Consider the following 26,245-nt stretch of genomic DNA (forward strand, 5'->3'; position numbering starts at 1 on the left):
TCGCCGACGCCACCCGGCCCGGCGACAACACCCCCCGGATCATGCGTACGACAGGGGCAGTAAGTCATACCGGACCGAGCGACCGAGCAGTCCCCTGCTGGGGGACGATCAAAAAGGTAACGGGGCGCCGGGCCGGCCGGGCCTGCCGGGCCGGGCTCGGGTCAGATGACGGTGAAGGCTGGAGGGAGGGATGCTCGGCCGGTCAGGGCGCGGAGGACGGTGGGGCCCTCGCCGATCGCTGCTGCCATGCGGGCTGCCAGGGCTGCGGTCTCGGCGAGGGTGTCGGGGTCGAAGGTGATCGGCTGGCCGGAGGCCGTGGCGGCGTCGGTGGCGTGGACCACCAGTTCGAAGGTTCTGGTGGGCAGCCAGTCCTGGACTCGCATGCCGCCCGCCGGGGTGGCGATCAGGTCGTCGTTGCCGGCGGCGGCCAGGGCGGCGGTGGCCTGGCCCACGAAACCGCTCACGGCGCCGGCGGGGTCGTCGCCGAGGGCTCGGCCGGTGGTGCGGGCGTCCTCGGTCGAGGCGGTCCGGGCCGCGGCCAGCAGGTCCTTCGGGGCGCGGTGGATCGCGGCGAAGTAGGCCTCGGGTGTGGGCACGGCCAGCATCGGAGCCTGCTGGGACAGCGCCTGCGGTACCTGGCGCAACGCCGAGCTGACCGTGTGGCCCAGCAGGTCGCGCAGCGTCCACTCGCCCAGGCCCGGGCCGTCGAGGCGGTCGGCGGGGATCCGGGAGACCAGGTCGGCGAAGGCGATGGCGGCGGAACGGTACGTGCGGCGGTAGTCCATGTCACCAACCTGCCATGTGCGGGGCGGGGGAGCGAGCAGCGGCCGTACCCTGCGGTCGTGTTGCTTCCCGTGCCGGACGGCGAATTTCAGGCGTATCTGTTCGACTGCGACGGAACGATCACCGACTCGATGCCGGCGCACTACCTGGCCTGGCAGGCGGCGCTCGCCGAGTGGGGCTGCGACTTCCCGGAGGAGTTGTTCTACTCGTGGGGCGGCCGGCCGCTCGCCGACATCGTGGCCTCGCTGAACGAGCAGCAGAACCTGGACATGCCGGTCCACCGGGTCGCGGAACGGCAGGAGGAGCTGTTCCGGGCCGGGCTGCCCAGCATCAAGGGCGTGCCGGGGGTGCTGGAGCACATCGAGGACGCGTACGGCCGGCTGCCGATCGGGGTGGTCTCCGGCAGCACCCGGCTGTCCGTGACGGCGTCGCTGGAGGCGCTCGATCTGCTCGACCGGTTCGAGGTGCTGGTGTGCGCCGGGGACTACGAGCGGCCCAAGCCGTTTCCGGACGCGTACCTGCTCGGGGCGTCGCTGCTCGGCGTCGATCCGGCGCGGTGCCTGGTGTTCGAGGACACCGAACTCGGCATGCGGGCCGCCGCGGCCGCCGGAATGGCCGCGGTCCGGGTGCCGCCGCCGTGGGAGCGGAAGGTGCAGGAGGGGGCGTAGCCGCAAATCACGCTCCGCCCCGGACGGGAGGCCGGTGGGGTTGCCGGGGTTCACTAGGCTCGAAGGATGCTGACGGCCGAACGTAAGAGCATGTGGCGATCGCAGTATGCGCTGTCCCGGGACGGGGTTCCGGTCGCCTCATGGGACTCCAGCAACTGGACCAGCGGTGGTCGCTTCACGCTCGAGGGCCGGGAATATCGGGTGCGGGCCAACGCCTGGGGCAGCCGGTACTCGATGACGGACAGCGACGGCGCCGTCGTCGCCTCGGCCGCGAAGGTCCACCGCAAGAACTGGACCGTCGAGGCCGGCGGGCGGGTCTACGACTTCGAGCGCACCTCGATCTGGCGCAACGAGCAGCAGATGATGCACAACGGGATTCCGGTCGGTGTGATCCGGCGGACCAGTGCGTGGACCGGCAATCTCGAGGCCGACCTGCCCGGGCTGCCGCTGGCCGTGCAGATCTTCGTGGTGGGTGTGCTGATCGCCGTGGCGGAGGCTTCGGCCGCGGCCGCCGCCTGACCGATTCGTCCTGCCGGGTGGGCGGGTGCTTCGGGTACGGCTTGCGGGGCGTGCCGGTGGCGGGCAGCCTGATCATGGGTGCCGCCTGCTGATGGAGAGACGCATGCCGGGGTTTGAGAGTGTTCCGCCGACGACGCTGGCCGATGTGCTGGGACGTTCACAGGTCATGGACATCGGGATTCGGCCACTGTGGACGCCTGTTCCGCGGGTGGCCGGGCCGGCGTTCACGGTTCGCTGCCCGCCGGGGGACAACCTCATGCTGCACGCGGCGATCTATCGGGCCGCGCCCGGTTCGGTGATCGTGGTGCAGTCCGGGGATCTCGACCATGCGCTGGCCGGGGGCAACGTCTGCGCGGTGGCGCATCGGCGCGGGGTGGCGGCCTTCGTGCTCGACGGGTTGATCAGGGATCTGGGCGAGGTGCGGGAGATCGGGTTCCCGGTCTTCGCGCGCGGCGTCATTCCGATTCCGGGATCAAAGACCCAGATGGGTACGCACGGAGCAGCGATCACCTGCGGCGGGGTGACGGTCAGCGCCGGTGACATCGTCGTGGCGGACGAGGAGGGCGTCGTGGTCGTCCCCGGCGGGCGGCACGACGAGGTGCTGGCGGCCGCCCGGGCGAAGCTCGCCGCGGAGGAGGCGCAGTCGCTCGACGACTGGGAGCGGGCCCACCGCGCCCGCATCGAGAAGACGCTGGCGGACCACGGCTTCGCATAGACGCCGGCTCCGGGAGGGCGCCGGCTCCGGGAGGGCGCCGGCGGAGAGAAGGGGCGCGGGCTCCGAGAGGGTGCCGGCTCCTAGGAACGGGGCACGCCCTCGGAGGGTGACGGACCGCCGGGGCCCGCGGTTGCGGGCGCCGGCGGGAAGGGGCCGCAGGGTTTGTGGGGCGGGGACCCGTCAATCCGGCGGGGCGTGCCGCTCATTTCGTACAAATGGGAAGAAACGATCGGCCAGGATGTGCGCTGCGAAAAGGTGGAAGCCGACCAGCAGCGGAATCGTGGCAGGGACGGTCAGGGCCAGGAAGAAGGCGAGCACGCTGGTGGCCGCGATCGCCGCTGTCGCCTTCGGCCGGGTCCAGGCCTCGCGGGCCGCTTCACGCCAGGGCTGGGGCTCCCGGCGACCGAGAATGACCAGGGTGAGGGCTGCCACGCCGGCCAGCCAGGCGATCGCGGCGGCGGTCAGGAGCAGCAGCGGGGGACCGCCCGGGACCCAGCCCCGGGCCACCGCCGTCAGGTCCAGCAGCAGGGCCGCGGCGGCCAGGACGACCGGCAGGCCGCGGAGCAGACCGTGCCGGAAGCGGTGGAGCATCGGGCGGAGCGGGGGGAGACCGCCGCTGGCGTAGCGATGCCGGATCGCCGCCGAACCGGCCGCCAGCGCTGCCGGCGCGGTGAGCACCGGCAGCGCGAAGACGGTCGTGACGATGCCGATCAGCGCGAGATCGGTCGCCAGGGAGAGGCGCTCCCGCCAGTCCGGGCGCGGGACCACGTGCTCCTCGACCGGCCACTGCATGGTCATCCCTTCAGGCCCGTCGTGTTGATGCCCTCGACGAGCATCCGCTGGAAGGCCACGAAGAAGAGGAAGACCGGGGCCAGCGACAGCACCGACATGGCGAACATCGGCCCGACCGCGGACTGGCCGCTGGAGTCGATGAACAGGGTCAGCGCCACCGGGGCCGTGTACTTCTCCAGGTCGGAGAGGTACACCAGCTGGCGGAAGAAGTCGTTCCAGGTCCAGATGAACGAGAAGATCGCGGTGGAGACCAGGGCCGGCCGGGACAGCGGCAGGATGACGTGCCGGAACACGCCGTAGGCCGTGCAACCGTCGATCTTCGCGGCGTCGTCCAGCTCGCGCGGCACGCCGCGCATGAACTGGACCATCAGGAAGACGAAGAACGCCTCGGTGGCGAGCAGCTGCGGGACGATCAGCGGGGCGTAGGGCCAGTCGCCGCCCACCCAGCCGAACGCCTTGAACATCACGAACTGCGGGACGATCAGCACGTGGCCGGGGAGGAGCAGGGTCCCGATCATGATGGCGAACCAGAAGCCGCGGAGCCGGAAACGGAGACGCGCGAAGGCGTACGCCGCGAGCAGGCAGGAGATGCAGTTCGCCACCACCGTGAGGATCGCGACGAGGGCGCTGTTCAGGAAGAACCGGCCGAACGCCACGTCGAAGTGACCCCAGCCGTCGGTGTAGTTGCCCGGGGTGAAGTTCCGCGGGAACACCGACATGTTGTTGAGCACCTCCTCCGGCGACTTGAAGGAGCTGCCGAGCATCCACACCAGCGGGTAGAGGACGATCGCGGTGAGCACGACCAGGATGACGGGCCTTACCGAGACGCGCATCAGTCCTCACCGTCCGAGTAGTGCACCCAGAACTTGCCGGTGCGGAAGATGACCACAGTGAGCAGGCCGATCGCGAGCAGGAAGACCCAGGCCATCGCGGACGCGTAGCCCATCTGGTACTCGGTGAAGCCCTTGTTGTAGAGGTGCAGGGTGTACATGAGCGTCGAGTCGACCGGGCCGCCGGTGCCGCCGGAGAGCACGAACGCCGAGGTGAAGCCCTGGAAGCCGTTGATCGTCTCGAGCACCAGGTTGAAGAAGATGACCGGGGACAGGATCGGCAGGGTCACCGCGAAGAACTGGCGTACCGGGCCGGCGCCGTCCACCGACGCCGCCTCGTAGAGCTCCTGCGGCACCTGCTTCAGGCCGGCCAGGAAGATCACCATTGGGGCGCCGAACTGCCAGACCGCCAGCAGGATCAGCGTGCCGAGCGCGTAGTCCGGATCGTTCACCCAGGCCTTGCCCTCGATGCCGAACCAGCCGAGGAACGAGTTGAACGCGCCGTCCCGGTTGAACATGTTGACCCAGACGATCGCCACCGCGACGCTGCCGCCGAGCAGCGACGGCAGGTAGAACAGGCCGCGGAAGAGGCCGTCGCCGCGGAACGCCTTGTTCAGCAGCAGTGCCACCCCGAGCGCCGCGGCCAGCTTCAGCGGCGTCGCGACCAGGGCGAACGTGATGGTGACCCGGACCGCGTGCCAGAACGAGGGGTCCTCGGTCATCATCTGGCGGTAGTTGTCCAGGCCGACCCACTCGGTCGACGACCAGTCGCTGAGCACGTCGTAGTTGGTGAAGCTGAGGTAGAGCGACATCAGCATCGGGATCGCCGTGATGGCGGCGAACCCGAGCAGCCAGGGGGAGAGGAAGATGTAGCCGGCCGCGCCGTCCGACTTGTGCCGGGCGGGCCGGCCCCGCCGCCGAGGGGCGGCGGGACCGGCGATCGGCGCTGGCGACGGCGCCTGGGTGACTGCCACGGGACTCACCGGCTGACTGCCGCCTGGCTGGCGGCGAAGAACTGCTCGGCGGCCTGCGCCGGGGTGGCGCGTCCGTACTGGGCCTCCTCGGCCGCCTTGATCAGCTCGCTGCGGACCGTGCTGTGGCCCTTCGGCGGGACGGTCGGCGACGGGCCGTAGCTCTTGGACAGCTCGTCGATGGTGGCGATGGTCTGCTTCATCGACGCGTTGTCGGTGGTGGCGGCGACCGAGGCGCGGATGTCCAGGTTCGACGGCAGGCCCCGGTCGGTGCCGAGGATCGCGCCGGCCTCCGGGTCGTTCGCCAGGAAGTTGATCACGTCGGCGGCGACGTCCTTGTGGTCGGTGCCGCGGAACACCGAGAAGTACATCGAGGCGCGCGGCCACTGCTTGCTCGCGTCACCGGGGTACGCGACCAGGCCGAGCTCGTCCTGCGTGTTCTTCTGCAGCTCGGGCATCTGGTTCGCCCACACCCACGAGGTGAGCGCCTTGTTCGTCACCACGAGCTGCTTGGTGATGTCGGTGGCGTTGCCCTCGTGGATCACGTCGGCGGACGGGGTCGCCTTGGAGTCGCGGGCGCCCTTCCACAGCTCGAACCAGGCCTGCACGTCGGCCGCGGTGAAGCCGAGCTCGTTGCCGTTGTACATCTCCTTGCCCTGCTGGCGCAGCCACACCCAGAACGCCTTGTAGTCGGCGCTCGGGTCCTGCGTGCCGGCCAGCCCGGCGGCGGCGCCCGCCTTCTGCGCCCAGGCGATGTGCTCCTCCCAGCTCATCCCAGTCGTCGGCAGAGGCTGCTTCGCCGCCTCCAATTTGGACTTGTTGAAGACCAGGCCCTGGGTGTTCTCACCGAACGCGAGGCCGGCCAGCTTGCCGTCGACCACGCCGTACTTCCACAGGCCCTCGGGGAACTTCGAGGTGTCCACCTTGCCGGAGGACTGGTACGGGGTCAGGTCGAGGGTGACGTTGCGGGTCGCGTACTCGGAGAGGTAGTTGTCGTCGATCTGGAAGATGTCCGGCGCGTCGTCGCCGGCCGTCAGCGTGGCCAGCTTGTCGAAGTAGCCCTGGTTGGCCTGCCAGGTCTTCTTGAACGTGACGTCCGGGTGCTTCGCGGTGTAGAGGTCGAGCGCCTTCGCGGTGAGCTCGGCGCGGGCCTCGCCTCCCCACCAGAAGAAGCTCAGCTCCACCTTGCCGTCGTCGTCGCCCGAGTCGTCGCCGCCGCAGGCGCCGAGGACCAGGGGAAGGGCGAGCATGCCGGCTACGAGGGTGCGCAGGAAACGGCGCCGGGGCGGGTGAGTTGCGGTCATGGCTTGTCGTCACTCCTTGACGTATGCGGCGACCTCAGCGGTGGTCGCACCGGCCGGCAGGTACGGACCCGGACCGGTGGAGTTGCGGATGACAAGGTCGGTGTGCAGGTTGATCTGTCCGGTGGAGCCGTCGTCGCCCTGTTGCAGGAGCATGTCGACGGCGGCCCGCCCGGCGGCCGCGGTCGGGTTCGCCACCGTGGTGAGCTGGGGACGGACCAGAACGCTGGCAGCGATGTCGTCGATGCCGACGACGCTGACCTCTCCGGGGACCGCGACGTCCCGGTCCTGGAGGGCCTGGAGCAGGCCGATCGCCATCAGGTCGTTGTAGGCGAGCACCGCGGTGGCGCCGGTGGCCAGCACGGCCTCGGCCGCCGCGGCGCCGGCCGACGTGACCGGCTGGTGCGGACCGAGGACGGTGAGGTCCGCGCCGGCCGCCCGGGCGGTGGCCCCGGCGGCTCTGCGGATCTCCCGGTTGGTCCACGAGCCACGTGGTCCGGACAGGTAGACCAGGTGGCGGTGACCCAGGTCGAGCAGGTGACGCACGGCGGACCGGGCGCCCTGCCCCACGTCCATGACCACCGCGGGCAAGCCGGTGATCATGCGGTTGATGACGACCAGCGGCACCTCGCGGCGGAGCTGCTCGATCTGGTCGTCGGTCATCCGGGGGCTGCAGAGCAGGATCCCGTCGACCTGTTTCGCCAGGGCCTGAACCAGGTCGGCCTCGACGATCGGGTCCTCATCGGTGTCGGCGACGAAGACGTGGTAGTCCCGCCGCCGGGCATGTGTCTCGGCCGCCTTGATCAGCGGCGGGAAGAACGGGTTCGCTATGTCGGCCACGATCAGGCCGATGTTGTGGGTACGACCGGTGATCAGTGCCCGGGCCGCCCGGTTCGGGCGGTAGCCGAGCTGCTCCGCGGTGGCCAGAACCCGGGAACGGGTCTCGGGGTTGACCAGGTGCGGCGCCGAGAAGGTGCGCGACACCGTGGAGATGTGCACTCCGGACGCTCGTGCTACGTCCCGGATCGTCACGGCCACGATGCCCTCCTCGATGGTCGAGCGAGCAGAAGCCGGTGTGACCCCTGTCTCTCTGGTGACACATTGATGCAAACGGTTGCTGGCGTGTCAACCCCTGTCGATGTCGATCTTGTGGCGCGGGGGTTTCCTGATACGGAGGAATCAGGACGATTTCGGGCAGGATATTGACTTGCGTCGAGGCGGTGCCGCTAACCTGCTGCAAACGTTTGCCGACAACGGAGGCGACGGAATGCCCCTCTCACCCCGCCGCCGGTACGCCCTCGTGGGCGCCGGCGCCCGGGCCGGTCTCTTCCTCAGGGCCCTGGCCACCGACCATGCCGACGTGGCCGAGCTGGTCGCCCTGGCCGACACCAACCCGGCCCGGCCCGCGGTCCACAACGAACGGTTGCGGCGCCTCGGCGCCCCGCCGGTCCCGGTCTACGACGCGGCCGACTTCACCGGCATGCTCAAGCGCGAGCGGGTGGACGTCGCCCTGGTCACGACCGTGGACCGGTACCACGCCGACTACATCGTGGCGGCGCTCGAGGCCGGCTGCGACGCGATCACCGAGAAGCCGATGACGGTGGACGCCGACGGCTGCCGGCGGATCCTGGAGGCCACCACGAGAACCGGCCGGAACGTCCAGGTCACGTTCAACTACCGCTACAACCCGTTGCACGAGGCGGTGAAGCGGATCATCCAGAGCGGCGAGATCGGCGAGATCGGCTCGGTGCACTTCGAGTGGCTGCTCGACGTGCGGCACGGCGCCGACTACTTCCGCCGCTGGCACCGGGACAAGGCCAACTCCGGCGGCCTGCTCGTGCACAAGGCGAGCCACCACTTCGACCTGGTCAACTGGTGGCTCGACGACGAGCCGGAGGAGGTCTTCGCGGCCGGCCGGCTCTTCTTCTACGGCGATCAGGGGCGGCGGCACGGGTATGCGCGCTCCTACGGCCGTGCCCACGAGGCCGCCGACGCCGCCGACGACCCGTTCGCGTTGAAGCTGCGCGACGAGCCCGGCCTCAAGGAGCTCTACCTCGACGCCGAGCACCACGACGGCTACCACCGCGACCAGAACGTGTTCGCGCCCGGCGTATCCATCGAGGACGATATGGCGGTGCTGGTCCGCTACGCCGGTGGCGCCTCGATGAGCTACCACCTGACCGCCTACGCGCCGTGGGAGGGCTACCGGCTCATGATCAACGGCAGCCGGGGGCGGCTCGAACTCGAGGTCGTGGAGAGCGACCACGTGGCGCCCGCGGCGGCCGGCGCGGTGAAGGGTGAGCCGGGCGCCGAGTCGACGGCGGAGCGGGGCTTCAAGCGGCTGCTGGTCCGGCCGTACTGGGCGCCGCCGCGCGAGGTGGTCGTCGAGGGGCTGTCCCGGGGCGGGCACGGCGGCGCGGACGTCCGGATGCTCGCGGATCTGGTCGGCGGTCACGAGGACCCGCTCGGCCGGATGGCGACCGCGACCGACGGCGCCCGGGCCCTGCTCACCGGCCTCGCCGCCAACGAGTCGATCAGGACCGGCACGGCCGTCCGCGTGACAGACGTCCTGAACATCGAGGAGATCATCAGGTGACCCATCTCTTTCCCTCCGACCCGGCGCAGCGGCGGATCGCCGCCGAGCTCTACGACCAGGTCAAGGGCCTGCCGCTGATCAGCCCGCACGGGCACGTCGACCCGGCGCTGCTGGCCGGCGACACCCCGTTCCCGGACCCGGCACGGCTCTTCGTGGTGCCGGACCACTACGTCACCCGGATGCTGGCGAGCCAGGGCATCCCGCAGAGCCGGCTCGGGGTGCCGAGCATCGACGGCTCCCCGGTGGAGCAGGACGGCCGGGAGATCTGGCGGCTGCTCGCGAAGCACTGGTACCTGTTCCGCGGGACGCCGTCCCGGCTGTGGACCGAGAAGGTGTTCGCGGAGGTCTTCGGCATTTTCGAGAAGCTGGGCCCAGCAACTGCCGACAACATCTATGACGAAATTTCGGAGAAATTGCGTCAGGCCGAGTTCCGGCCCCGCGCCCTCTTCACCCGCTTCAACATCGAGGTCCTGGCCACCACCGAGAGCCCCCTGGACGAGCTGACCTCGCACGCCAAGCTCGCCGCCGACGGCTGGGGCGACCGGGTCATCACCACGTTCCGCCCGGACGACCTCGTCGACCCGGAATGGCCCGGCTGGCAGGAGCGGGTCGCCGCGCTGGGCGCGCTCACCGGCACGGACGTCGGCACGTACCCGGGCTTCCTGAACGCCCTCCGCGCGCGGCGGGAGCTCTTCATCGCGGCCGGCGCCACCAGCTCCGACCACGGGCACCCGACCGCCGCGACGCTGGTGCTCGACGACGCCGAGGCGGCGGTGCTGTACCGCAAGGCGCTCGGCGGCGGGGCGGACGCGAAGGACGCCGAGGCGTTCCGGGCGCACATGCTCGTCGAGTTCGCCCGGATGTCCCTCGAGGACGGCCTGGTCATGCAGCTGCACCCGGGGTCGGTGCGGAACCACGCCCGGTCGCTCCACCGGCGCCACGGCCGGGACGTGGGCGGGGACATCCCCTCGGCCACCGACTACGTGCGCGGTCTGCGGCCGCTGCTCGACGCGTACGGCGACGACCCCCGGCTGCGGATCGTGCTCTACACGCTCGACGAGACGACGTTCACCCGCGAGCTGGCGCCGCTGGCCGGCGGCTATCCGGCCCTCTACCTCGGCGCGCCGTGGTGGTTCCTGGACAGCCCGGAGGGTCTGCGCCGGTTCCGCGAGGCGGTCACCGAGACGGCCGGCTTCTACAACACGGCCGGGTTCGCCGACGACACCCGCGCGTTCTGCTCGATCCCGGCCCGGCACGACGTGGCCCGCCGGATCGACGCGGGCTTCCTGGCGCGGCTGGTCGCCGAGGATCGGCTGCCGCTGGACGAGGCCGCCGAGACGATCGCGGATCTCGCCTATCACCTGCCGAAGCGCGTGTTCCGGTTGGACAAGCCGTGATCACCGACGTGCGCGTCCACGACGTCCGGTTTCCCACATCGCGCGAGAAGGACGGCTCGGACGCCATCAACCTCGGTGACTATTCAGCGACATATGTGGAAATAGAGTCGGACAGCGGACTCGTCGGCACCGGGCTCACCTTCACCAACGGCCGGGGCAACGAGATCACCTGCGCCGCCGTCCGTGCCCTCGCCATCCACGTCGTCGGCCGGGAGCCGGAGGAGGTCCGGGTCCGGGAACTCACCCAGGACCCGCAACTGCGCTGGCTCGGCCCGGAGAAGGGCGTCATCGCGATGGCGTCCGGCGCGCTGATCAACGCGCTCTGGGATCTGCGGGCCCGGGCCGCCGGCAAGCCGATGTGGCGGTACCTGGCCGAGCTTCCGGTCGACGACCTCATCGACTCCGTCGATTTCGGTCACCTCAGCGATGCGATCACCCCCGGCGAGGCGCGCGAGATCCTGGAGAAGGGCCTTGAGGGGTACGCCGACCGTCTCGCTCTTCTCGAGTCCGCGGGCTTTCCGGCGTACACCACGAGCGTCGGATGGCTCGGCTACCCGGACGACAAGGTCCGCGACCTGACCCGGCAGGCGGTGGCCGACGGCTGGCGGGCCGTGAAGATGAAGGTCGGCGGACCGCTCGAGGACGACGTCCGGCGGGCGGCGATCATCCGGGCCGAGCTGCCGCCCGGCGCGCTGCTCATGATGGACGCGAACCAGGTGTGGGACGTCGACCAGGCGATCGCCGCGATGGGCCGGCTCGCCGGGTTCGACCCGTACTGGATCGAGGAGCCGACCCACGCCGACGACGTGCTCGGCCACGCCCGGGTGGCGCAGGCCGTCGCCCCGGTCAAGGTCGCGACCGGCGAGGCCGCCGCCAACCGGGTGATCTTCAAGCAGCTGATGCAGGCCGGCGCGATCGGCGTCTGCCAGGTCGACTCCTGCCGGGTGGCCGGCGTCAACGAGGTCCTCGCGATCCTGCTGCTCGCCGCGAAGTTCGGGGTGCCGGTCTGCCCGCACGCCGGCGGCGTCGGCCTCTGCGAGTACGTCCAGCACCTCGCGATCTTCGACTACCTGCGGGTCGGCCGGTCCCTCGACGGCCGGATGATCGAGTACGTCGACCACCTGCACGAGCACTTCACCGACCCGGTGACCGTGGTGGGCGGCCGCTACCGGCTGCCGTCGAAGCCCGGCTACAGCGTCGAGATGAGGCCGGAGTCGATCGCCGAGTTCCGCTTCCCGGACGGCCCGGCATGGCGGTGATCTCCCGGCTGGCACTCTCCTCGCTCGGCGGGCTGCCGATCGCGAGCCGCCCGCTGGTCCAGCCCGGCGAGGTCCGCCCCGGCATCGTCCACCTCGGACTCGGCGCGTTCCACCGGGCGCACCAGGCCGTCTACACCGAGTCGGCGGTGGCCGCGTCCGGCGGGGACTGGGGGATCGCCGGCGTCGCGCCGCGCTCCCGCGAGATCCTCGACCGGCTCCGCGAGCAGGACCGGCTCTACAGCGTGCTGACCGCCGGCCCCTCCGGCGACCGGGCGCGGGCCGTCGGCATCCTGTCCGGGCTCGCGCACGCGGCCGGCGACCCGTACGGGGTGGTCGCCGCGATCGCCGACCCCGGCATCCGGATCGTCTCGCTCACGGTGACCGAGAAGGCCTACCGGCTGCCTGCCGACCTCCTGCCCCAGCTGACCGGGGACGCGCCGCCGGTCTCGGTGCCGGCCCTGCTCGTCCGCGGGATTCTGGGCCGCCGCGGCGCGCCGCTGACCGTGCTCTGCTGCGACAACCTCCAGGGCAACGGTCCCCGGGTGCGCGCCCTGATCGCCCGGGCCATGGAGGCGGCCGGCGCGGAACTGCCGGACGACGTCGCGTTCCCGTCCACGATGGTCGACCGGATCGTGCCGGCCACCAGCGCGGACCACCGGAGGCGGGCCGCCGCCGCGCTCGGTGCCGACGACGCCGTGCCGGTGGTGGCCGAGCCGTTCAGCCAGTGGGTGATCGAGGACGACTTCCCGGGCGGGCGGCCGGACTGGGCGGCCGCCGGCGCGATCCTGACCGGCGACGTCACCCCGTGGGAGACGCTCAAGCTGCGCGCCCTCAACGCCGTGCACTCGGCGCTCGCCTACCTGGGCGCGCTCGCCGGTCGCGAGCTGATCGCCGACGCCCTCGAGATGCCCGGCATGACCACGGTGCTGCAGCGGTTCCTCGCCGACGAGGTGGCGCTCACCGTCACTCCGCCGCCCGGCGCCACGGTGACCGGATACGGCGCGACGGTCCTGACCCGCTTCGCGAACCGCGAGCTCGGCCACCGCACCCTCCAGGTCGCCATGGACGGCACCCAGAAGTTGCCGCATCGGCTGCTCGGCACCATCCAGGACCTGCGCGATCGGGGCGGGACGCCCTGCTGGGCGGGGCTGTTCCTGGCCGCGTGGATGCGCTTCGCGCGAGGGTACGCCGACAGCGGCACGACCATCCCCCTCGACGACCCCTCGGCCTCCCGCATCCGGGAGTCCCTGTCCGCCGTCCCCGACACGCCGAATGGGGTGACCAGCGCGTTGTTCGCTCTCACCGAGGTCTTCCCGCCGTCGCTGGCCGGCGACGACGTGCTGCGCCGCGAGGTGGTCCGCTGGTACGCCGAGCTGGACCGGCACGGCGCCGAGGCGACGACCCGGGAGGCGGGAAGATGAGCCCCCGGGTCGCGCTCATCGGCGCCGGTGGGCACGGGCTGTCGCACCGCCGTACGCTGCAGCGCCTCTCCGACGAGGGCCGGATCGCGGTGGCCGGGCTCTGCGACCGGCAGCCGTTCGACCCGGACCCGTCGGCGCCGCTCGACGGCGTGCCGTTCTTCACCGACCACGCGGCGCTGCTCGCGGCCACCCGGCCGGACGTCGTGGTGATCTGCACGCCGCCGCACACCCACCTGCCGATCGCCCTCGACGTGCTCGCGTCCGGCGCGGACCTGCTGCTGGAGAAGCCGCCGGTGATGTCCTCGGCCGAGCACCGCGAACTGGCCGCCGCCGTCGCCGCCTCCGGCCGCCTCTGCCAGGTCGGATTCCAGGCGCTCGGCTCGGCGGCCCTCGCCGCCCTGCTCGCCGCCCTCGACCCGGCCGGGCGGAACGAGGCTCGCGGCGACCTGTCCGGCGGGCCGATCGCTGTCTTCGGGGCCTGGTGGCGGCCGGACAGCTACTACACCCGGGCGCCGTGGGCCGGGCGCCGGGTCGTCGGCGGGCGGCCGGTCTTCGACGGGGCGCTGGTCAACCCGTTCGCGCACGCGCTCATGCAGGCGCTGGTGATCGCCGGCCCGGGGTACCGGCCGGTCGCCCTGGAGCTGGAGGCCTACCGGACCCGGGACATCGCCACCGACGACACCACGTTCCTGCGGGTCACCGGGGAGGACGGCCGGCGGATCACGGCCGGGGTGACCCTCGCGTCGGCGGTCTTCCTGGCCGGCGAGATCCAGGTGGGCGGTGCGGCCCTGGAGTATCCGACCGACCGGCTGCGGCTGCCCGGCGCACCGGACTTCACCGCGGTGCCGGGCCGGGCCGGGCTCCTCGAGAACCTCCTCGACCACCGGGCCGACCCGGCGGTGCCGCTGCTGGCGCCCCTGGAGCGGACCGCCACGTTCACGGCGATCGGCGAGGCGATCGTGGGGTCGGCGCCGCCCGCCGTGATCGACGCGAAGTGGCTCACCGAGCATCCGGACGGCGGCGGGCGGGTGCTGCCCGGCGTCGACGAGGTCGTCCGGCAGGTCGCCGCCACCGGCGAACTGCCCTCCGAACGCGGTGTTCCGTGGTCGGTCCCGCCCCAGCGAATCCCTTTGTCCGAGGAAGGAAAACCGTGCGCAAATTAGCCGTCAAGGAATTGCAGGATCACCATCGCGGTCCGACGTTCACCAGCGTTCTGCCGGGGCACGTGGTGCAGCGCGGCGGATTCCGGGTCTACGCCCAGCCGCAATTCCGCACGCATGACGAACCGGGCCGGCACGTGCATTCCGTACCCGAGGTGTTCGTCATCATCCAGGGCAGTGGCGTCATCGAGATCGAGGGCGCCGAGGTGGACGAGTTCGAGGCGGGCGAGGCCATCGTCTTCGAACCGGGGGAGGACCACCACCTGATCAGCCGGGGCGCGGATCCGCTGGTCTTCACGTGGATGCACCTGGAACCGGCGGAGTAGGCCCGCCATGCGCTCCCGGCTCACGCTCTGCGCGGCGCTCGCGATCGTCCTCGCGTCCTCGTCCGCCGCCGTCGCCTCCGTCCCCGCGTCCTCCACCGCCTCTCTCCCCGCGGCCTCTCTCACCGCCTCTCTCCCCGCCGCCTCTCTCCCCGCTGCCGCCCGGCAGGCGCTGCCCGCGAACGACGGGTGGGCGGCCGCCACCACCGGCACCACCGGTGGGTCGGCGGCCGACGACGCCCATGTCTTCGTCGTGCGCAATCGTGCCGAGCTGGCCGCCGCGCTGGCCGGCGGCACCGATCCCACCCCGCGGATCGTGCTGGTCGCCGGCACCATCCGGGCCAACACCGACGACGCCGGCAACGCGCTGACCTGCGACGATTACGCCGACCCGGCCTATTCGCTGGACGCCTACCTGGCCGCCTACGACCCGGCCGTGTGGGGCACCGCCACCCGGCCGGCCGGGCCGCTCGAGGAGGCCCGGGTGCGGTCCGCGCGCAACCAGGCCGCCCGGATCCAGCTGCGCGTCGGGCCGAACACCACCATCTTCGGCCTGCCGAACGCCCGCCTCATCGGCGCCAACCTGCTGATCCAGAACGTCGACAACGTGATCGTCCGCAATCTGCGGCTCGAGGACGCGGCCGACTGCTTCCCGGCCTGGGACCCGACCGACGGCTCGGCCGGGAACTGGAACTCGGCCTACGACCTGATCACGCTGACCGGCGCCACGCACGTCTGGGCCGACCACAACACGCTGAGCGACGGCAACAACGTCGACTCCCTGCAGCCGCTCCATTTCGGCCGGCCCTATCAGGTGCACGACGGCGCGCTCGACGTGATCCGGGCGTCGGATTACGTGACGGTCTCCTGGAACACCTTCCAGGAACACGACAAGACGATGCTGATCGGCTCCACCAACACGGTCGGCGCCGACGTCGGAAGACTGCGCGTCACCCTGCACCACAACAAATTCGCGAACGTCGGGCAGCGGGTTCCGCGCGTGCGATTCGGGCAGGTCGACGTCTACAACAACTACTATTACCTGACCGACGAGGACGACTATTCGTACTCGTGGGGTGTGGGTGTCTATTCGGCTATCTACGCCGAGAACAACTTCCTGCTGCGCAGCGCCGACATCGGGCTGGACGAGTTCGTCTACGACTGGGGCGGCACCGCGATGACCGAGATCGGCACGGCCACCCGGGTCGGGACCGGTCCGGTCCGGCCGGTCAGCCTGCTCGCCGAGTACAACGCCACCCACGAGCCGGATCTCGGCGCCGACGCGGGGTGGACCCCGTCGTTGCGGGCCGCGCCGCCGGCGCCGGCCGCGGCCGTCCCCGCTCTCGTGAACGCGGGCGCCGGAGCGGGCCGCATTTAGAAAGCACCCGATCGCGGCGACGGGCGCACACGCCACGGGGACGTGTGCGCCCGTCGCCGTGTCCGTGCTGGTAGACCGGGGTTCGGCCTGATCAGAAACGGTCAAGTTTCTTAAGAGGGCAGCCCCTCAAATCTTAAGTTCTCCTTTATTTCGATCCCTCGTGGGAGCGTTCCCGTATGGACCGTCGAGAAGGTGGTCCGACAGGAAGGCACGAAGATGAGGCGCTACCGGAGCTACCGGAGCAACGGGGGAACGAACGCTCGGCGCTGGAAGGTGGCCGGCGTCGCGGGTGTCGCGGTGGCCCTGGTCGGAGTCGGACTCGGGGTGGCGGCCGCGGCCGACGGCGCGGTGCCCACGGTGAACTGCCCGGCCGTCAACATCGCGGTGGCGGTGCCGGCCTCGGCGCAGGCCGAGATCACCCGGAACCTCCAGCTGCTGAACACCCAGATCCAGGAGGCGAACGCCCGGATCGTCAGCACGCAGGGTCAGGGCGGCCCGAACTTCATCCAGAACGCGATCCTCGGCCCGCTGAAGGACAAGCGGTTCGCCACGATCAACCGGATGGAGACGGCGATCGGCCGGACCGCGGCGAAGCCGGATCTGAACGCCGAGGGTCTGTCGACGTGCGGCCTGAACGAGAACGGCGGCTCCTCCGCGGCGCAGCCGACCGCGGTCCCGGGCGCCGGGGCCGGCGACAACGGCGGCAACAACAACGGCGGCAACGGTGGCGACAACGGCGGGAACGGCGACGACGACGCCGCGGCCGACGGGCTGCCGACGGTGAACTGCCCGGTCGTGAACATCGGCGTGGCGGTCCCGGCGCAGGCCGCGGCCGAGGTGGCCCGCAACCTGGAGCTGCTCAACACGCAGATCGAGGAGGCGAACACCCGGATCCGCAACACGGTCGGCCAGGGTGGCGCCAACTTCATCAACAACGCGATCCTCGGGCCGCTGGAGGACAAGCGGTTCGCCACGATCAACCGGATCGAGACGGCGATCGGCCGCAACGCCGCGAAGCCGGACCTCAACGCCGAGGGCCTCGCCCCGTGCACGCTGAACGAGGACGGCGGCGCCTCCGCGGAGCGGCCGACGGCGGTGCCGAGCGCGGCGGCCGGCGGCAACGGCAACGCGGGGAACGGCGGCAACGCCGGCAACGGCGCGGTCCCGACCGTGAACTGCCCGGCCGTGAACATCGGCGTGGCGATCCCGGCTCAGGCCGCGGCCGAGGTGGCCCGCAACCTGGAGCTGCTGCAGACCCAGATCGACGAGGCGAACGCCCGGATCGTCAGCACGCAGGGTCAGGGTGGCCCGAACTTCATCCAGAACGCGATCCTCGGCCCGCTGGAGGACAAGCGGTTCGCCGCGATCAACCGGATGGAGACGGCGATCGGCCGCAACGCCGCGAAGCCGGACCTCAACGCCGAGGGCCTCGCCCCCTGCAGCCTGAACCAGTGAGCCCCGTGCAGCCTGAACCAGTGAACTGACCGCTGAACCGAACGGCCCGGCCACCACGGTGACCGGGCCGTTTCGCGGCGGTGGTCACCCCTCGGTGTCCAGCAGGCCGTCCAGGCCGGGACGGGACGCCTGCCGGGCCAGCCGCACGTCCTGCTCCACGATCCGGGTCTCCTCGGCGAGGACCTCGGCCGCCACCTCGGCCACGTGTGCCTCGTGCCGCACCTGCGCCGTCTCGGCGAGCGCCCGGTCGTACTCGTCCCGCGCCGCCTCCACGTTCCGCGGGTCCAAGCCGGACGATCCGGCGTGCTCCCAGATGGCGTTCAGTTGCGTGACGCTGAGCTCACCTCTCCGGTACGCGTCCAGCGCCGCCCGCTGCACCAGATGGTTGTCCGGCTCGGAGCGCACCTCCCACTGCGCCGCCAGGTACTTCTGCTCGGCCTCGGAACTGGCCTGCTCGGCAGACTCGGCCCGGAACCGCGCTTCGTCGGCGGCCACCACCGCCCGTTCCGCCGCGGCCCGGACCGCCTCGGCCTCGGCGACCAGTTCGTCGTCCACTTCGTCGATGATCTCGGGTCTCGGTTGCCGCCCCTTGCTGATCGCCCAGCCGCCCAGCAGAGCGGCGAGGATCACCACGGCAACGACGAGGGTCCATCCCATCCGGTCGTTCCTTCCTTTTCTGCGACCGTATGGTGATCAACCGGACCTCGCCACCCGGCAGCGGAATCGCGCCGGAAGCCCACAGTCCGGTAGCGTTCCGGCCCGCGCGTAACACCCGCGTGGTAGAAAGCCCGGCGAACTTCGAGAAATGGGGCTCCGGCGTGAAGCAGCTCAACGACCTGATCGCGGACTTCTGGGCGGACTATGCCGCACTGGTCCTGCTCGGCGGTGGTCTGCTCGGCGTGATCGCCCTGATCGGGCTGTTCGTCTGGGCGAAGAAGTCGCAGAAGCCGCTGCGCCCGATCGCCCTCGCCTTCAGCATGAACCTCGCGCTGCTGCTCAACGCCGAGGGCATGTGGGTCATCGCGGTCGACCAGCTCAAGCTGCCGAAGATCTTCGCGGTGCTGGTCTTCGCGGTCTTCGAGATCTGCTTCCTGACCGCGACCTCGCTCGCGGCCGAGCAGTATCGCCGGACCACCGTCTACGGGCCGGACGGCAGGATCCTCACACCGGGTCACCCGGGTCCGATGCTCTACATCGCCGCGCTGATCGCCGCGATCTCCGGCATCATCGTGGCGAGCAACGCCGTCACCGGCACCGAGAAACTGCTCCGTCTCGCCGTACCCTGTGTGATCTTCCTGATGTGGTGGGCGGCACTCACCGCTGCCGGTCAGCGCGTTCGCCGCGGCCGGTTCGCCTACAGCCCGCGCCGGATGGCCGAACGCTGGGGCTGGCTCATCCCGGACGACGACCCCGACCTGGTGCGGATGGCCTCCGAGCGGCAGGTGCGCCGGATGGTCGTCAACTACCACCGGGTGAGCGGCGGGCGCTGGCCGAAGGCGTGGTGGAAGTCGCGGCTGCTCAAGGACGCGCGCACGGCCGGTGAGCCGGTGGTGGCCGACGTGATCGAGCAGCTGGCCCGCATCCAGCGCGTCATGGACCTGCTGGTGCCGGGCAGCATCCGGGTGGCCGCGCCGGTGATGCCGGGCGGGGCCGCAGCGCTCCTCGCCGGTCCGGGGTCGTCCGAGTCCGCCGGTGTCGGTGTCGGTGTCGGTGTCGGTGGCTCTGGCATGGCCGGTGCCGGTGCCGGTGCCGGTGCCGGTGGCTCCGGTGTGGCTGGTGCCGGTGGCTCCGGTATCAACGGTTCCGCGGTCAACGGGTCCGGTGTGAACGGTGCCGGTTTCCGCGGCGCCGGTCTGCCGGCCGGCCCGGACGGCGGGCGGGCCGCTGAGGATCCCGTCTCGCCGGCCGCGCCGCAGGTCCGGTTCGTGCAGCCGGTGGTGGCCGACGCACCGGACGACTTCGTGACCGAGGCGCTGGCCGAGGCCCTCGCCGCCCAGCGGAACGGCTCGGTGGGGGTGCCCGTCCCGCGCCGCCCGGCCGAGGAGCCCCCGGTCGCCCAGGCGCCGGTCGCGCCAGTCCCTGATGTGGTCTCCGGTCCGGCGCCCACCCCGCCCGCGCCGGTCTCGTCTCCTTCGGCCCCGCCTGCTCCCGTCTCGCCTGCTCCCGTCTCGGCCGCTCCCGGCTCCTCCGGCCCGGCCATCCCGGCGTGGGCCGCCATCGGCACCGGCGCCCGGCCCGCGGTCAGCATCGTGGGGTCGCCCTGGTGGCGGCTCGCCGTGGACCGGCTGAGCAAGCAGGTGGCGCAGGAGATCAGCGTCGAGGACCTGCCCGACATGACCTACCCGCGGATCACCGAGCTGGCCCGGAACCTCGCGGCCCGCAACACCGAGCTCGGCGAGGGCGTCGTGAAGGCCTTCGTGAACGACTACATCCGGGAGCTGAACGGCGAGTACGGCGAGGTGGCGTACCCCTGGCGCGACTTCCTCCCGCCGCCCGCCACCGCAGCCCCCGGTTCGCCGGCGTGGCAGGCCGCGCTCGAGGAGCTGCGCACCGCCCTGGAGGAGGAGCTCAGCCAGGGTGTGCCGGCCGACCCGTACGAGCTGAGCGACCTGCTCATCCCGGCCGCGCCGCGCCTCGACGAGGAGACGGTCCGCACGTTCATCGGCGACTACCTGCTCGCGCTGAACGGCCAGGCCGGCTCCGGCAGCGACCAGCCGTGGCAGCACCTCCTCCCGCGCCCGCAGAGCGCCCGCTCCGCCACCGACGAGGAGATCCTGGAGGCGTACGGCAGTCAGCTCGGGGAGTACCTCGCCGCCAACGGCCGGATCACCCGCAACCGCGTCCAGTCGATCACGGGGATCAAGAGCCGCCTCCAGGCCGACCGCATCAAGGCCATCCTCGAGGAGCGGGCCGGGGTCCCGATCAGCTGATCGTCATCGCGCCAGCCACACGTCCCGGGTGCTGCGGAGCGTGAGGCCGGTCCGCGCCTGGAGCGAACCGGGCTCGAGGAGCTCGTCGAGCGCGGCGAGGTCGGTTCCGGTCAGGCGGTCGGTGAGGGTCGCCCGGTATCGGGCCAGGATCGTGGTGGCGTAGCGCAGGGCGTTCTCGGTCAGGGGAGCGGGCAGCTCCACCGTCAGGGTGCGCTCCTCCCGAAGGGTGAAGCCGGCCTCGGCGAGCCGGGCCGACCAGGGGGAGCCGAGGTGGGGCAGGTGCTCGGCCTTCGCCTCGGCCGCCGCGGCGAGGCAGCGTTCCTCCAGGTCGCCGGCGAATCCGGGCGGCAGGAAGCGCGGCATGCTCTCCATCTCGATCATCACGAACAGGCCGCCGGGTTCGAGGGCGGCGCGGATGTCGCGGAGCACGCGGTCCGGGTCGGCCATGTGGTGCATCGACGAGGAGGCCCAGATCAGGTCGGCTTTTCCGGTCTCGGGCCAGCCCGCGTCGAGGTCGGCGCGCAGCATGGTGATGCGGTCCGCCAGGCCGTGGCGGGCGGCGCTTCCGGTCAGGTGCTCCAGCATGTCGTCGGCGGTGTCGACGGTCGTCGCGGTCGCCGACGGGAAGCGTTCGAGGAGGGCGAAGGTGCCGGTGCCGGTACCGGCGCCGATGTCGAGGATGGTCCGCACCGGGTGGTCGCCGAGGCGGTCGGCGATGTGCGCGGTCAGGGCTTCGAGCTGGGGGCGGGCCACCTCGGCGTCGAGGTCGAGAACATTCCGCAGCGTCGTGTCACCACCGTGCTGGTGGCCGTGAGCGTGCGGGGCATGGGGGTGGCCGTGGTGGCCGTGTGCGTGGGGCATGGTTCGACGATACGAGGCGCTTGCCCCAAGCGCATACAATCTTGCGTATGACGCAAGACGCTGAGGTGGACGCGCTCGTCCGGGCGCGGATTCGAGGGCTGCGGATCGCCAAGGGGTGGTCGCTCGACGAGCTGGCGGCGCGGTGCTATCTGAGCCCGTCCACGCTCAGCCGGATCGAGACCGGGCACCGGCGGATCGGGCTCGATCAGCTCACCGCCATCGCGCGGGCGCTCGGGGCGAGCCTCGACGCGCTCGTCGAGACGGCCGGCGACGAGGTGGTGATCAAGCCGCACCACCATCCGGAGCGGGGGATCACCACGTGGGTGCTCAACCACGAGCCGGGCCGGCAGGGGATGACGGTGTCCCGGATCCGGGTGACCCGGCCGCCCGAGCGCGACGTGCTGCGGGTGCATCCGGGGCGGGACTGGTTCACGGTGCTGTCCGGGACCGTCGAGCTGGTGCTCGGCGAGCGGACGATCCTGGTCGAGGCGGGGCAGGCCGCGGCGTTCTCGACGATGATCCCGCACGCGTTCGGCGCCCGGGGCGGCCCGGCCGAGGTGATCGCGATCCTGGATCACGACGGCGAGCGGGTGCACCTCGACGCCTGAGAGGGCTCGGGCGATCACCCCGCGGGCGCCGTGCAACTGGACCGCCAGGCGATCGTCGCCTCGGCCGGCTCGGTACGCGGGCACGGGTCGTCCCCGAGCGCCAGCGCCATCGCGCGCTCGCCCATCTCCACCATCGGCAGCCGGACCGTGGTGAGGGCCGGGGTCACGTCCCGGGCGATCGGCATGTCGTCGAAACCGGTCACCGACATGTCCTCGGGGACGCGGACGCCGCGCTCGCGCAGGGTGGCGAGCGCGCCGACGGCCATCGAGTCGTTCAGCGCCACCAGGACGGTCGGCGCCGGGTCGGCGGCGAGCAGGGCGGTGGTCGCCTCCACGCCGCCGTCCCGGGTGAAGTCGGCGTGCACCACCCGCGGCTCGACGCCCGCCTCGGTGAACGCCCGGCGGAAACCGGTGAGGCGGTCGGTCGTCGTGGTCAGGGTGCGCGGGCCGGCGATCACGCCGACCCGCCGATGCCCCTGGGCGAGGATGCGCCGGCCCAGCTCGTACGCCCCGGCCTCGTTCGCCGGCAGGACCGCCGAGCCGACCAGCCGGTGCCGGCCGATCACCGCGACCCGGCCGCCGGAGTGCTGGTAGGCGGAGAGCTCGGCGTTCAGCCGGTCGGTGAACGCGTCGTCGTGGTAGCCGGAGCCGGCCAGGATCAGCGCGTGCACCTGCTGGGCCCGGAGCAGGGCCACGTAGGCGAGCTCCCGCTCCGGTTCCCGGTAGCTGTTGCAGATGACCAGCAGCCGGCCGTGGTGCCCGGCCTGGCGCTGGAGACCCCGGGTGATCTCGGCGAAGTAGGGGTCCGAGACGTCGTGGACGATCACGCCCACCGCCGCCTGCCGCGGCCGGGCGACGTGCTGCGCATGCGCATTGGGTACGTAGTGAAGCTGCGCGACGGCGGCCAGGACCCGCTCGCGGAGGTCCTCGTTGACCTTTTTCGCACTGTCGTTGATCACGCGGGAGACGGTCGCGGGGGAGACCCCGGCGAGCCGGGCCACATCTGCCAAGGTGACCGCCATCGGGACAGTCTAGAGATTAACTCCGGCCCAGCAGGCGCAGCGTGTCCACGACGCGGTTCGCGAAGCCCCACTCGTTGTCGTACCAGGCCACGGCCTTGACCAACCGGCCCTGCGCGGCGGTCAGCAGCGAGTCGAAGATGGAGGACGCCGGATTGCCGGTGATGTCGGCCGAGACCAGCGGATCGGACGAGTACTCGAGGACGCCGCGCAGCGGCCCCGCGGCCGCCGCCTCGAACGCGCTGTTGATCTCCTCGACCGTGACCGGGCGCTCCACCAGGGCGTTCAGCTCGACCAGCGAGCCGACCGGGACCGGCACGCGCACCGAGTACCCGGTGAGCCGGCCGGCCAGGCGCGGCAGGACGCTGCCGATCGCGGTCGCCGCGCCGGTGGTGGTCGGCGCGATGTTGAGGGCGGCGGCGCGGGCCCGCCGCAGGTCGCGGTGCGGGCCGTCCTGGAGGTTCTGCTCCTGGGTGTACGCGTGGATCGTCGTCATCGAGCCGGTCTCGATCCCGGCCAGGTCGTCGAGGACCGCCGCGACCGGGGCGAGGCCGTTCGTCGTGCAGGAGGCGTTCGAGACGACGTCGTGCGCGACCGGGTCGTAGTCGCCGTGGTTCAGGCCGTACGCGATGGTGATGTCGGCGCCCTTCGACGGCGCGCTGACCAGGACCTTGCGGGCGCCGGCCGCGAGGTGGGCGCGGGCGTCGGCGGCCGCGGTGAACCGGCCGGTCGCCTCCAGGGCGACGTCGATCTCCTTCCAGGCGAGCTGCGACGGGTCGCGCTCGGCGGTCACCTCGATGCGCCGGCCGTTGACGATCAGGTGGTCGTCGTGGGCTTCGACCGACCCGGGGAAGCGGCCGAGGGTGCTGTCGTAGCGGAGCAGGTGGGCGAGGGTCGCCGCGTCGGTGAGGTCGTTGACGGCGACGATCTGGAGGTCACCGTCCTGTGCGGCGGCGCGGAGGACGTTCCGGCCGATGCGGCCGAAGCCGTTGATCGCGATTCGTGTCATGTCCCCATCGTCATGTGCTGATAAAGACGGATAAAGGGGGTGGAGCGTCAGGCAGCGTCAGGATCCCGCCAGCGGAACGTCCGCCGATACTCGGTCGGCGTCGTGGCGAGCACCCGCTGGAAGTGCAGCCGCAGGTTCGCGCCGGTGCCGAGCCCGACCCGCGCCGCCACCTGGTCCACCCCGAGGCCGGTGGTCTCCAGCAGCTCCCGGGCCAGGTCGACGCGCGCCCGCAGCACCCACTGCATCGGGGTGTATCCGGTGTCCTCGACGAACCGCCGGCCGAACGTGCGCTCGGAGACCCGCGCGTGCCGGGCCAGCGCCGTGAGGGTGAGCGGCTCGCCGAGGTGCTTCAGCGCCCACTCCCGGGTCGCCGCGAACACGTCGCCGAGCGGCTCCGGGATGGTCCGCGGGATGTACTGGGACTGGCCGCCGCTGCGGTACGGCGCCGCCACGATGACCCGGGCCACCGCGTTGGAGGCCTGCACCCCGTGGTCGCGCCGGATGATGTGCAGGCAGAGGTCGATGCCGGCGGCGACCCCGGCCGAGGTGAGCACCTGCCCCTCGTCGACGAAGAGCACGTCGCCGTCGACCTGCACCTTCGGATATTCGCGGGCCAGCACCGGGGCGAGCTGCCAGTGCGTGGTGGCGCGCCGGCCGTCCAGCAGGCCGGCCTGGGCCAGCGCGAACGCGCCGCCGCAGATGGAGACCATCCGCGCGCCCCGGAAGGCGGCGTCCCGCAGCGCGTCGAGGGCCCGCGGGTCGACCGGGCGGGCCGGGTTGCGATAGCCGGGGCAGATGACGGTGTCGGCGGTGGCGAGCGCCTCCAGGCCGGCCTCGACCACGAAGCCGAGCCCGTCCCGGCCGGGGACCGGGCCGGGGGCGAGCGAGCAGTGGACCACGTCGTACGCCGGGATGCCGTGCCGCCGCGAGAAGACCTGCGACGTGACGCCGACGTCGAGCGGGGAAGCGCCCGGCAGAACCAGTACAGCGATCTTGTGGTTTGCGGTCACATGACCACAATGCCGGTCGCGCGCCACGGCACGGAACTGACGGGAGGGACAGGATCCGTAAGGATATCGCCAAGCGGACTACCCTCTTGACGCATATGCACGTGTACCGTGTGTCGGTCGCGTGAGGCGATGCGGAACAGGCGCGTCCGGCGACGCGGAAAGGACGGCCGGCGATGCGGGATGAACGGAGCCGCTCGACAGGGCGACCCACGCTGGAGGAGGTCGCGGCCCGGGCCGGTGTCGGCCGGGGCACGGTGTCCCGCGTCGTCAACGGGTCGGCGCAGGTCAGCCCCCGGGCGAAGAAGGCGGTCGAGGAGGCCATCGACGCGCTCGGCTACGTGCCGAACCGCGCGGCGCGCGCGCTCGTCACCCAGCGAACCGATTCGATAGCCCTGGTGATCTTCGAGTCCGGCGAGCGGTTCTTCGCCGAGCCGTTCTTCGGGCGGATCGTGCAGTCGATCTCGTCGGTGCTGGTGGCGCGCAACCTCCAGATGGTGCTGATGATCGCGCAGGCCCCCGAGGAGCGCCGCCAGCTCGAGCAGTACCTCACCCGCCAGCACGTCGACGGCGCGCTGCTGCTGTCGCTGCACGGCGAGGACCCGCTGCCCGGGATCCTGGAGGCGCGCGGGCTGCCGACCGTGCGGGTCGGCCGGCCGGTCCACCCGGACGCGCTCAGCTACGTCGACGCCGACAACCGCGGTGGCGCCCGGGCGGCCGTCACCTACCTGCGCGACCAGGGGCGCCGCTGCATCGCCACGATCACCGGCCCGCTGGACATGGGCGTCGGCATCGCCCGGTACGACGGATACCGCGACGTGGTCGGCGACGGCCCGGCCGCCCGCGGCGACTTCGGCGAGCTGAGCGGCGCCACCGCGATGGAGTGGCTGCTCCAGCAGTACCCGCAGATCGACGCCGTCTTCGCGGCCTCGGACATGATGGCGGCCGGTGCGCTGCGCGTGCTGCGCCGTGCGGGCCGCCGGGTGCCGCAGGACGTCGCCGTGATCGGCTTCGACGACTCGGTCATCGCCCGGCACACCGACCCGCCGCTGACCAGCGTCTACCAGCCGATCGAGCAGATGGGCCAGGAGATGGTCCGGCTGCTGCTGGCGAGGCTGGACGGCGAGGACCCGGTCGACTGGGAGACCATCCTGCCGACCCGCCTGATCCTGCGCGGCTCGGCCTGACCCCGGCCTCCGGTTCCGCGATCTTGTTGATCCGTGCGGGGGCGGGCCTGCCTCGT

The 26,245-nt window shown here is 71.7% G+C and carries 25 protein-coding genes; 14 read left to right on the forward strand and 11 right to left on the reverse strand.

Features of this window, described 5'->3' with window-relative positions:
• Window positions 1-161: 161 nt before the first annotated feature.
• Window positions 162-785: a maleylpyruvate isomerase N-terminal domain-containing protein gene (locus AB0G10_RS41580; RefSeq protein ID WP_360935548.1), complete on the reverse strand. Its 624-nt coding sequence runs from the start codon at window positions 783-785 to the stop codon at window positions 162-164.
• A 57-nt stretch (window positions 786-842) separates the two neighbouring features.
• Here AB0G10_RS41580 and AB0G10_RS41585 point away from each other — a divergent pair, with 57 nt between their 5' ends.
• The 3 genes from AB0G10_RS41585 (at window position 843) to AB0G10_RS41595 (ending at window position 2,685) form a co-directional block, all read left to right on the forward strand.
• Window positions 843-1,451, forward strand: a complete 609-nt coding sequence (locus AB0G10_RS41585; RefSeq protein ID WP_360935551.1) for an HAD family phosphatase — start codon at window positions 843-845, stop codon at window positions 1,449-1,451.
• 66 nt (window positions 1,452-1,517) lie between these two features.
• Window positions 1,518-1,970, forward strand: a complete 453-nt coding sequence (locus tag AB0G10_RS41590; RefSeq protein ID WP_360935554.1) for a hypothetical protein — start codon at window positions 1,518-1,520, stop codon at window positions 1,968-1,970.
• 103 nt (window positions 1,971-2,073) lie between these two features.
• Entirely contained in the window at window positions 2,074-2,685 is a 612-nt protein-coding gene (locus AB0G10_RS41595) for an RraA family protein (protein WP_360935557.1), read from the forward strand.
• 180 nt (window positions 2,686-2,865) lie between these two features.
• On the opposite strand, the gene AB0G10_RS41600 is transcribed toward AB0G10_RS41595, so the two are convergent.
• From AB0G10_RS41600 to AB0G10_RS41620, 5 genes are read right to left on the reverse strand one after another with little or no spacing between them, the layout of a single operon-like run.
• The gene (locus AB0G10_RS41600; RefSeq protein ID WP_360935560.1) at window positions 2,866-3,483 is read right to left on the reverse strand and encodes a hypothetical protein; all 618 of its coding nucleotides are present in this window, start codon (window positions 3,481-3,483) and stop codon (window positions 2,866-2,868) included.
• Window positions 3,480-4,310, reverse strand: a complete 831-nt coding sequence (locus AB0G10_RS41605; RefSeq protein ID WP_360935563.1) for a carbohydrate ABC transporter permease — start codon at window positions 4,308-4,310, stop codon at window positions 3,480-3,482. Before AB0G10_RS41605 ends, AB0G10_RS41600 begins: the two co-directional genes overlap by 4 nt.
• Window positions 4,310-5,281 (reverse strand): sugar ABC transporter permease, encoded by a 972-nt coding sequence (locus AB0G10_RS41610; RefSeq protein ID WP_360935566.1) that lies wholly within the window; start codon window positions 5,279-5,281, stop codon window positions 4,310-4,312. The genes AB0G10_RS41605 and AB0G10_RS41610 overlap by 1 nt, the downstream gene beginning before the upstream one ends.
• Window positions 5,282-5,286: 5 nt before the next feature.
• Window positions 5,287-6,582: an extracellular solute-binding protein gene (locus AB0G10_RS41615; RefSeq protein WP_360935569.1), complete on the reverse strand. Its 1,296-nt coding sequence runs from the start codon at window positions 6,580-6,582 to the stop codon at window positions 5,287-5,289.
• Between the two features lie 9 nt (window positions 6,583-6,591).
• Window positions 6,592-7,617: a LacI family DNA-binding transcriptional regulator gene (locus tag AB0G10_RS41620; RefSeq protein ID WP_360935571.1), complete on the reverse strand. Its 1,026-nt coding sequence runs from the start codon at window positions 7,615-7,617 to the stop codon at window positions 6,592-6,594.
• A gap of 229 nt (window positions 7,618-7,846) precedes the next feature.
• Between AB0G10_RS41620 and AB0G10_RS41625 the strand changes: the two genes are divergently transcribed.
• The 8 genes from AB0G10_RS41625 (at window position 7,847) to AB0G10_RS41660 (ending at window position 17,568) form a co-directional block, all read left to right on the forward strand.
• Window positions 7,847-9,175: a Gfo/Idh/MocA family oxidoreductase gene (locus AB0G10_RS41625; RefSeq protein WP_360935573.1), complete on the forward strand. Its 1,329-nt coding sequence runs from the start codon at window positions 7,847-7,849 to the stop codon at window positions 9,173-9,175.
• Complete coding sequence (gene uxaC / locus AB0G10_RS41630; RefSeq protein ID WP_360935576.1) at window positions 9,172-10,572, forward strand: glucuronate isomerase; 1,401 nt, start codon at window positions 9,172-9,174, stop codon at window positions 10,570-10,572. The genes AB0G10_RS41625 and uxaC overlap by 4 nt, the downstream gene beginning before the upstream one ends.
• The gene (locus AB0G10_RS41635; RefSeq protein WP_360935579.1) at window positions 10,569-11,831 is read left to right on the forward strand and encodes an enolase C-terminal domain-like protein; all 1,263 of its coding nucleotides are present in this window, start codon (window positions 10,569-10,571) and stop codon (window positions 11,829-11,831) included. The genes uxaC and AB0G10_RS41635 overlap by 4 nt, the downstream gene beginning before the upstream one ends.
• Window positions 11,822-13,252, forward strand: coding sequence for a mannitol dehydrogenase family protein (locus AB0G10_RS41640; RefSeq protein WP_360935582.1), 1,431 nt, complete (start codon window positions 11,822-11,824; stop codon window positions 13,250-13,252). Before AB0G10_RS41635 ends, AB0G10_RS41640 begins: the two co-directional genes overlap by 10 nt.
• Window positions 13,249-14,415: a Gfo/Idh/MocA family oxidoreductase gene (locus AB0G10_RS41645; RefSeq protein ID WP_360935585.1), complete on the forward strand. Its 1,167-nt coding sequence runs from the start codon at window positions 13,249-13,251 to the stop codon at window positions 14,413-14,415. Before AB0G10_RS41640 ends, AB0G10_RS41645 begins: the two co-directional genes overlap by 4 nt.
• Entirely contained in the window at window positions 14,403-14,738 is a 336-nt protein-coding gene (locus AB0G10_RS41650) for a cupin domain-containing protein (RefSeq protein WP_360935588.1), read from the forward strand. The genes AB0G10_RS41645 and AB0G10_RS41650 overlap by 13 nt, the downstream gene beginning before the upstream one ends.
• A gap of 7 nt (window positions 14,739-14,745) precedes the next feature.
• Window positions 14,746-16,113 (forward strand): polysaccharide lyase family 1 protein, encoded by a 1,368-nt coding sequence (locus AB0G10_RS41655; RefSeq protein WP_360935591.1) that lies wholly within the window; start codon window positions 14,746-14,748, stop codon window positions 16,111-16,113.
• Window positions 16,114-16,329: 216 nt separating this feature from the next.
• Window positions 16,330-17,568, forward strand: coding sequence for a hypothetical protein (locus tag AB0G10_RS41660; protein WP_360935593.1), 1,239 nt, complete (start codon window positions 16,330-16,332; stop codon window positions 17,566-17,568).
• An 84-nt stretch (window positions 17,569-17,652) separates the two neighbouring features.
• Here the strand turns inward: AB0G10_RS41660 and AB0G10_RS41665 are convergent, their stop codons facing one another.
• Window positions 17,653-18,225 carry a hypothetical protein gene (locus AB0G10_RS41665; protein ID WP_360935596.1) on the reverse strand — a complete coding sequence of 191 codons (573 nt, stop codon included), beginning with the start codon at window positions 18,223-18,225 and terminating at the stop codon, window positions 17,653-17,655.
• Window positions 18,226-18,386: 161 nt separating this feature from the next.
• Between AB0G10_RS41665 and AB0G10_RS41670 the strand changes: the two genes are divergently transcribed.
• Window positions 18,387-20,498, forward strand: a complete 2,112-nt coding sequence (locus AB0G10_RS41670) for an MFS transporter (protein ID WP_360935599.1) — start codon at window positions 18,387-18,389, stop codon at window positions 20,496-20,498.
• A gap of 3 nt (window positions 20,499-20,501) precedes the next feature.
• Here the strand turns inward: AB0G10_RS41670 and AB0G10_RS41675 are convergent, their stop codons facing one another.
• Window positions 20,502-21,359: a class I SAM-dependent methyltransferase gene (locus tag AB0G10_RS41675; RefSeq protein WP_360935602.1), complete on the reverse strand. Its 858-nt coding sequence runs from the start codon at window positions 21,357-21,359 to the stop codon at window positions 20,502-20,504.
• Window positions 21,360-21,406: 47 nt separating this feature from the next.
• Here AB0G10_RS41675 and AB0G10_RS41680 point away from each other — a divergent pair, with 47 nt between their 5' ends.
• Window positions 21,407-21,967 carry an XRE family transcriptional regulator gene (locus tag AB0G10_RS41680; protein WP_360935605.1) on the forward strand — a complete coding sequence of 187 codons (561 nt, stop codon included), beginning with the start codon at window positions 21,407-21,409 and terminating at the stop codon, window positions 21,965-21,967.
• A 14-nt stretch (window positions 21,968-21,981) separates the two neighbouring features.
• On the opposite strand, the gene AB0G10_RS41685 is transcribed toward AB0G10_RS41680, so the two are convergent.
• From AB0G10_RS41685 to AB0G10_RS41695, 3 genes are read right to left on the reverse strand one after another with little or no spacing between them, the layout of a single operon-like run.
• A complete protein-coding gene (locus AB0G10_RS41685) occupies window positions 21,982-22,989 on the reverse strand; it encodes a LacI family DNA-binding transcriptional regulator (RefSeq protein WP_360935608.1) in 1,008 nt (335 codons plus the stop codon).
• A 16-nt stretch (window positions 22,990-23,005) separates the two neighbouring features.
• Entirely contained in the window at window positions 23,006-23,995 is a 990-nt protein-coding gene (gene gap, locus AB0G10_RS41690; protein ID WP_360935611.1) for a type I glyceraldehyde-3-phosphate dehydrogenase, read from the reverse strand.
• A 47-nt stretch (window positions 23,996-24,042) separates the two neighbouring features.
• A complete protein-coding gene (locus AB0G10_RS41695; RefSeq protein ID WP_360935614.1) occupies window positions 24,043-25,005 on the reverse strand; it encodes a helix-turn-helix domain-containing protein in 963 nt (320 codons plus the stop codon).
• Between the two features lie 173 nt (window positions 25,006-25,178).
• Here AB0G10_RS41695 and AB0G10_RS41700 point away from each other — a divergent pair, with 173 nt between their 5' ends.
• Window positions 25,179-26,189: a LacI family DNA-binding transcriptional regulator gene (locus AB0G10_RS41700; protein ID WP_360935617.1), complete on the forward strand. Its 1,011-nt coding sequence runs from the start codon at window positions 25,179-25,181 to the stop codon at window positions 26,187-26,189.
• The last annotated feature ends 56 nt before the right edge of the window (window positions 26,190-26,245 follow it).

Origin of the sequence: Actinoplanes sp. NPDC023714 (assembly GCF_040639855.1) — a bacterium.
In the GTDB taxonomy this organism is placed as follows: domain Bacteria; phylum Actinomycetota; class Actinomycetes; order Mycobacteriales; family Micromonosporaceae; genus Actinoplanes.

Coding starts and splice junctions, on each gene's coding strand:
- AB0G10_RS41595 (WP_360935557.1), top strand. CDS start 2,074: ATGCCGGGGTTTGAGAGTGTTCCGCCGACGACGCTGGCCGATGTGCTG.
- AB0G10_RS41580 (WP_360935548.1), bottom strand. CDS start 785: ATGGACTACCGCCGCACGTACCGTTCCGCCGCCATCGCCTTCGCCGAC.
- AB0G10_RS41640 (WP_360935582.1), top strand. CDS start 11,822: ATGGCGGTGATCTCCCGGCTGGCACTCTCCTCGCTCGGCGGGCTGCCG.
- AB0G10_RS41660 (WP_360935593.1), top strand. CDS start 16,330: ATGAGGCGCTACCGGAGCTACCGGAGCAACGGGGGAACGAACGCTCGG.
- AB0G10_RS41680 (WP_360935605.1), top strand. CDS start 21,407: ATGACGCAAGACGCTGAGGTGGACGCGCTCGTCCGGGCGCGGATTCGA.
- gap (WP_360935611.1), bottom strand. CDS start 23,995: ATGACACGAATCGCGATCAACGGCTTCGGCCGCATCGGCCGGAACGTC.
- AB0G10_RS41665 (WP_360935596.1), bottom strand. CDS start 18,225: ATGGGATGGACCCTCGTCGTTGCCGTGGTGATCCTCGCCGCTCTGCTG.
- AB0G10_RS41605 (WP_360935563.1), bottom strand. CDS start 4,310: ATGCGCGTCTCGGTAAGGCCCGTCATCCTGGTCGTGCTCACCGCGATC.
- AB0G10_RS41675 (WP_360935602.1), bottom strand. CDS start 21,359: ATGCCCCACGCACACGGCCACCACGGCCACCCCCATGCCCCGCACGCT.
- AB0G10_RS41685 (WP_360935608.1), bottom strand. CDS start 22,989: ATGGCGGTCACCTTGGCAGATGTGGCCCGGCTCGCCGGGGTCTCCCCC.
- AB0G10_RS41615 (WP_360935569.1), bottom strand. CDS start 6,582: ATGACCGCAACTCACCCGCCCCGGCGCCGTTTCCTGCGCACCCTCGTA.
- AB0G10_RS41625 (WP_360935573.1), top strand. CDS start 7,847: ATGCCCCTCTCACCCCGCCGCCGGTACGCCCTCGTGGGCGCCGGCGCC.
- AB0G10_RS41655 (WP_360935591.1), top strand. CDS start 14,746: ATGCGCTCCCGGCTCACGCTCTGCGCGGCGCTCGCGATCGTCCTCGCG.
- AB0G10_RS41590 (WP_360935554.1), top strand. CDS start 1,518: ATGCTGACGGCCGAACGTAAGAGCATGTGGCGATCGCAGTATGCGCTG.
- AB0G10_RS41600 (WP_360935560.1), bottom strand. CDS start 3,483: ATGACCATGCAGTGGCCGGTCGAGGAGCACGTGGTCCCGCGCCCGGAC.
- AB0G10_RS41700 (WP_360935617.1), top strand. CDS start 25,179: ATGCGGGATGAACGGAGCCGCTCGACAGGGCGACCCACGCTGGAGGAG.
- AB0G10_RS41645 (WP_360935585.1), top strand. CDS start 13,249: ATGAGCCCCCGGGTCGCGCTCATCGGCGCCGGTGGGCACGGGCTGTCG.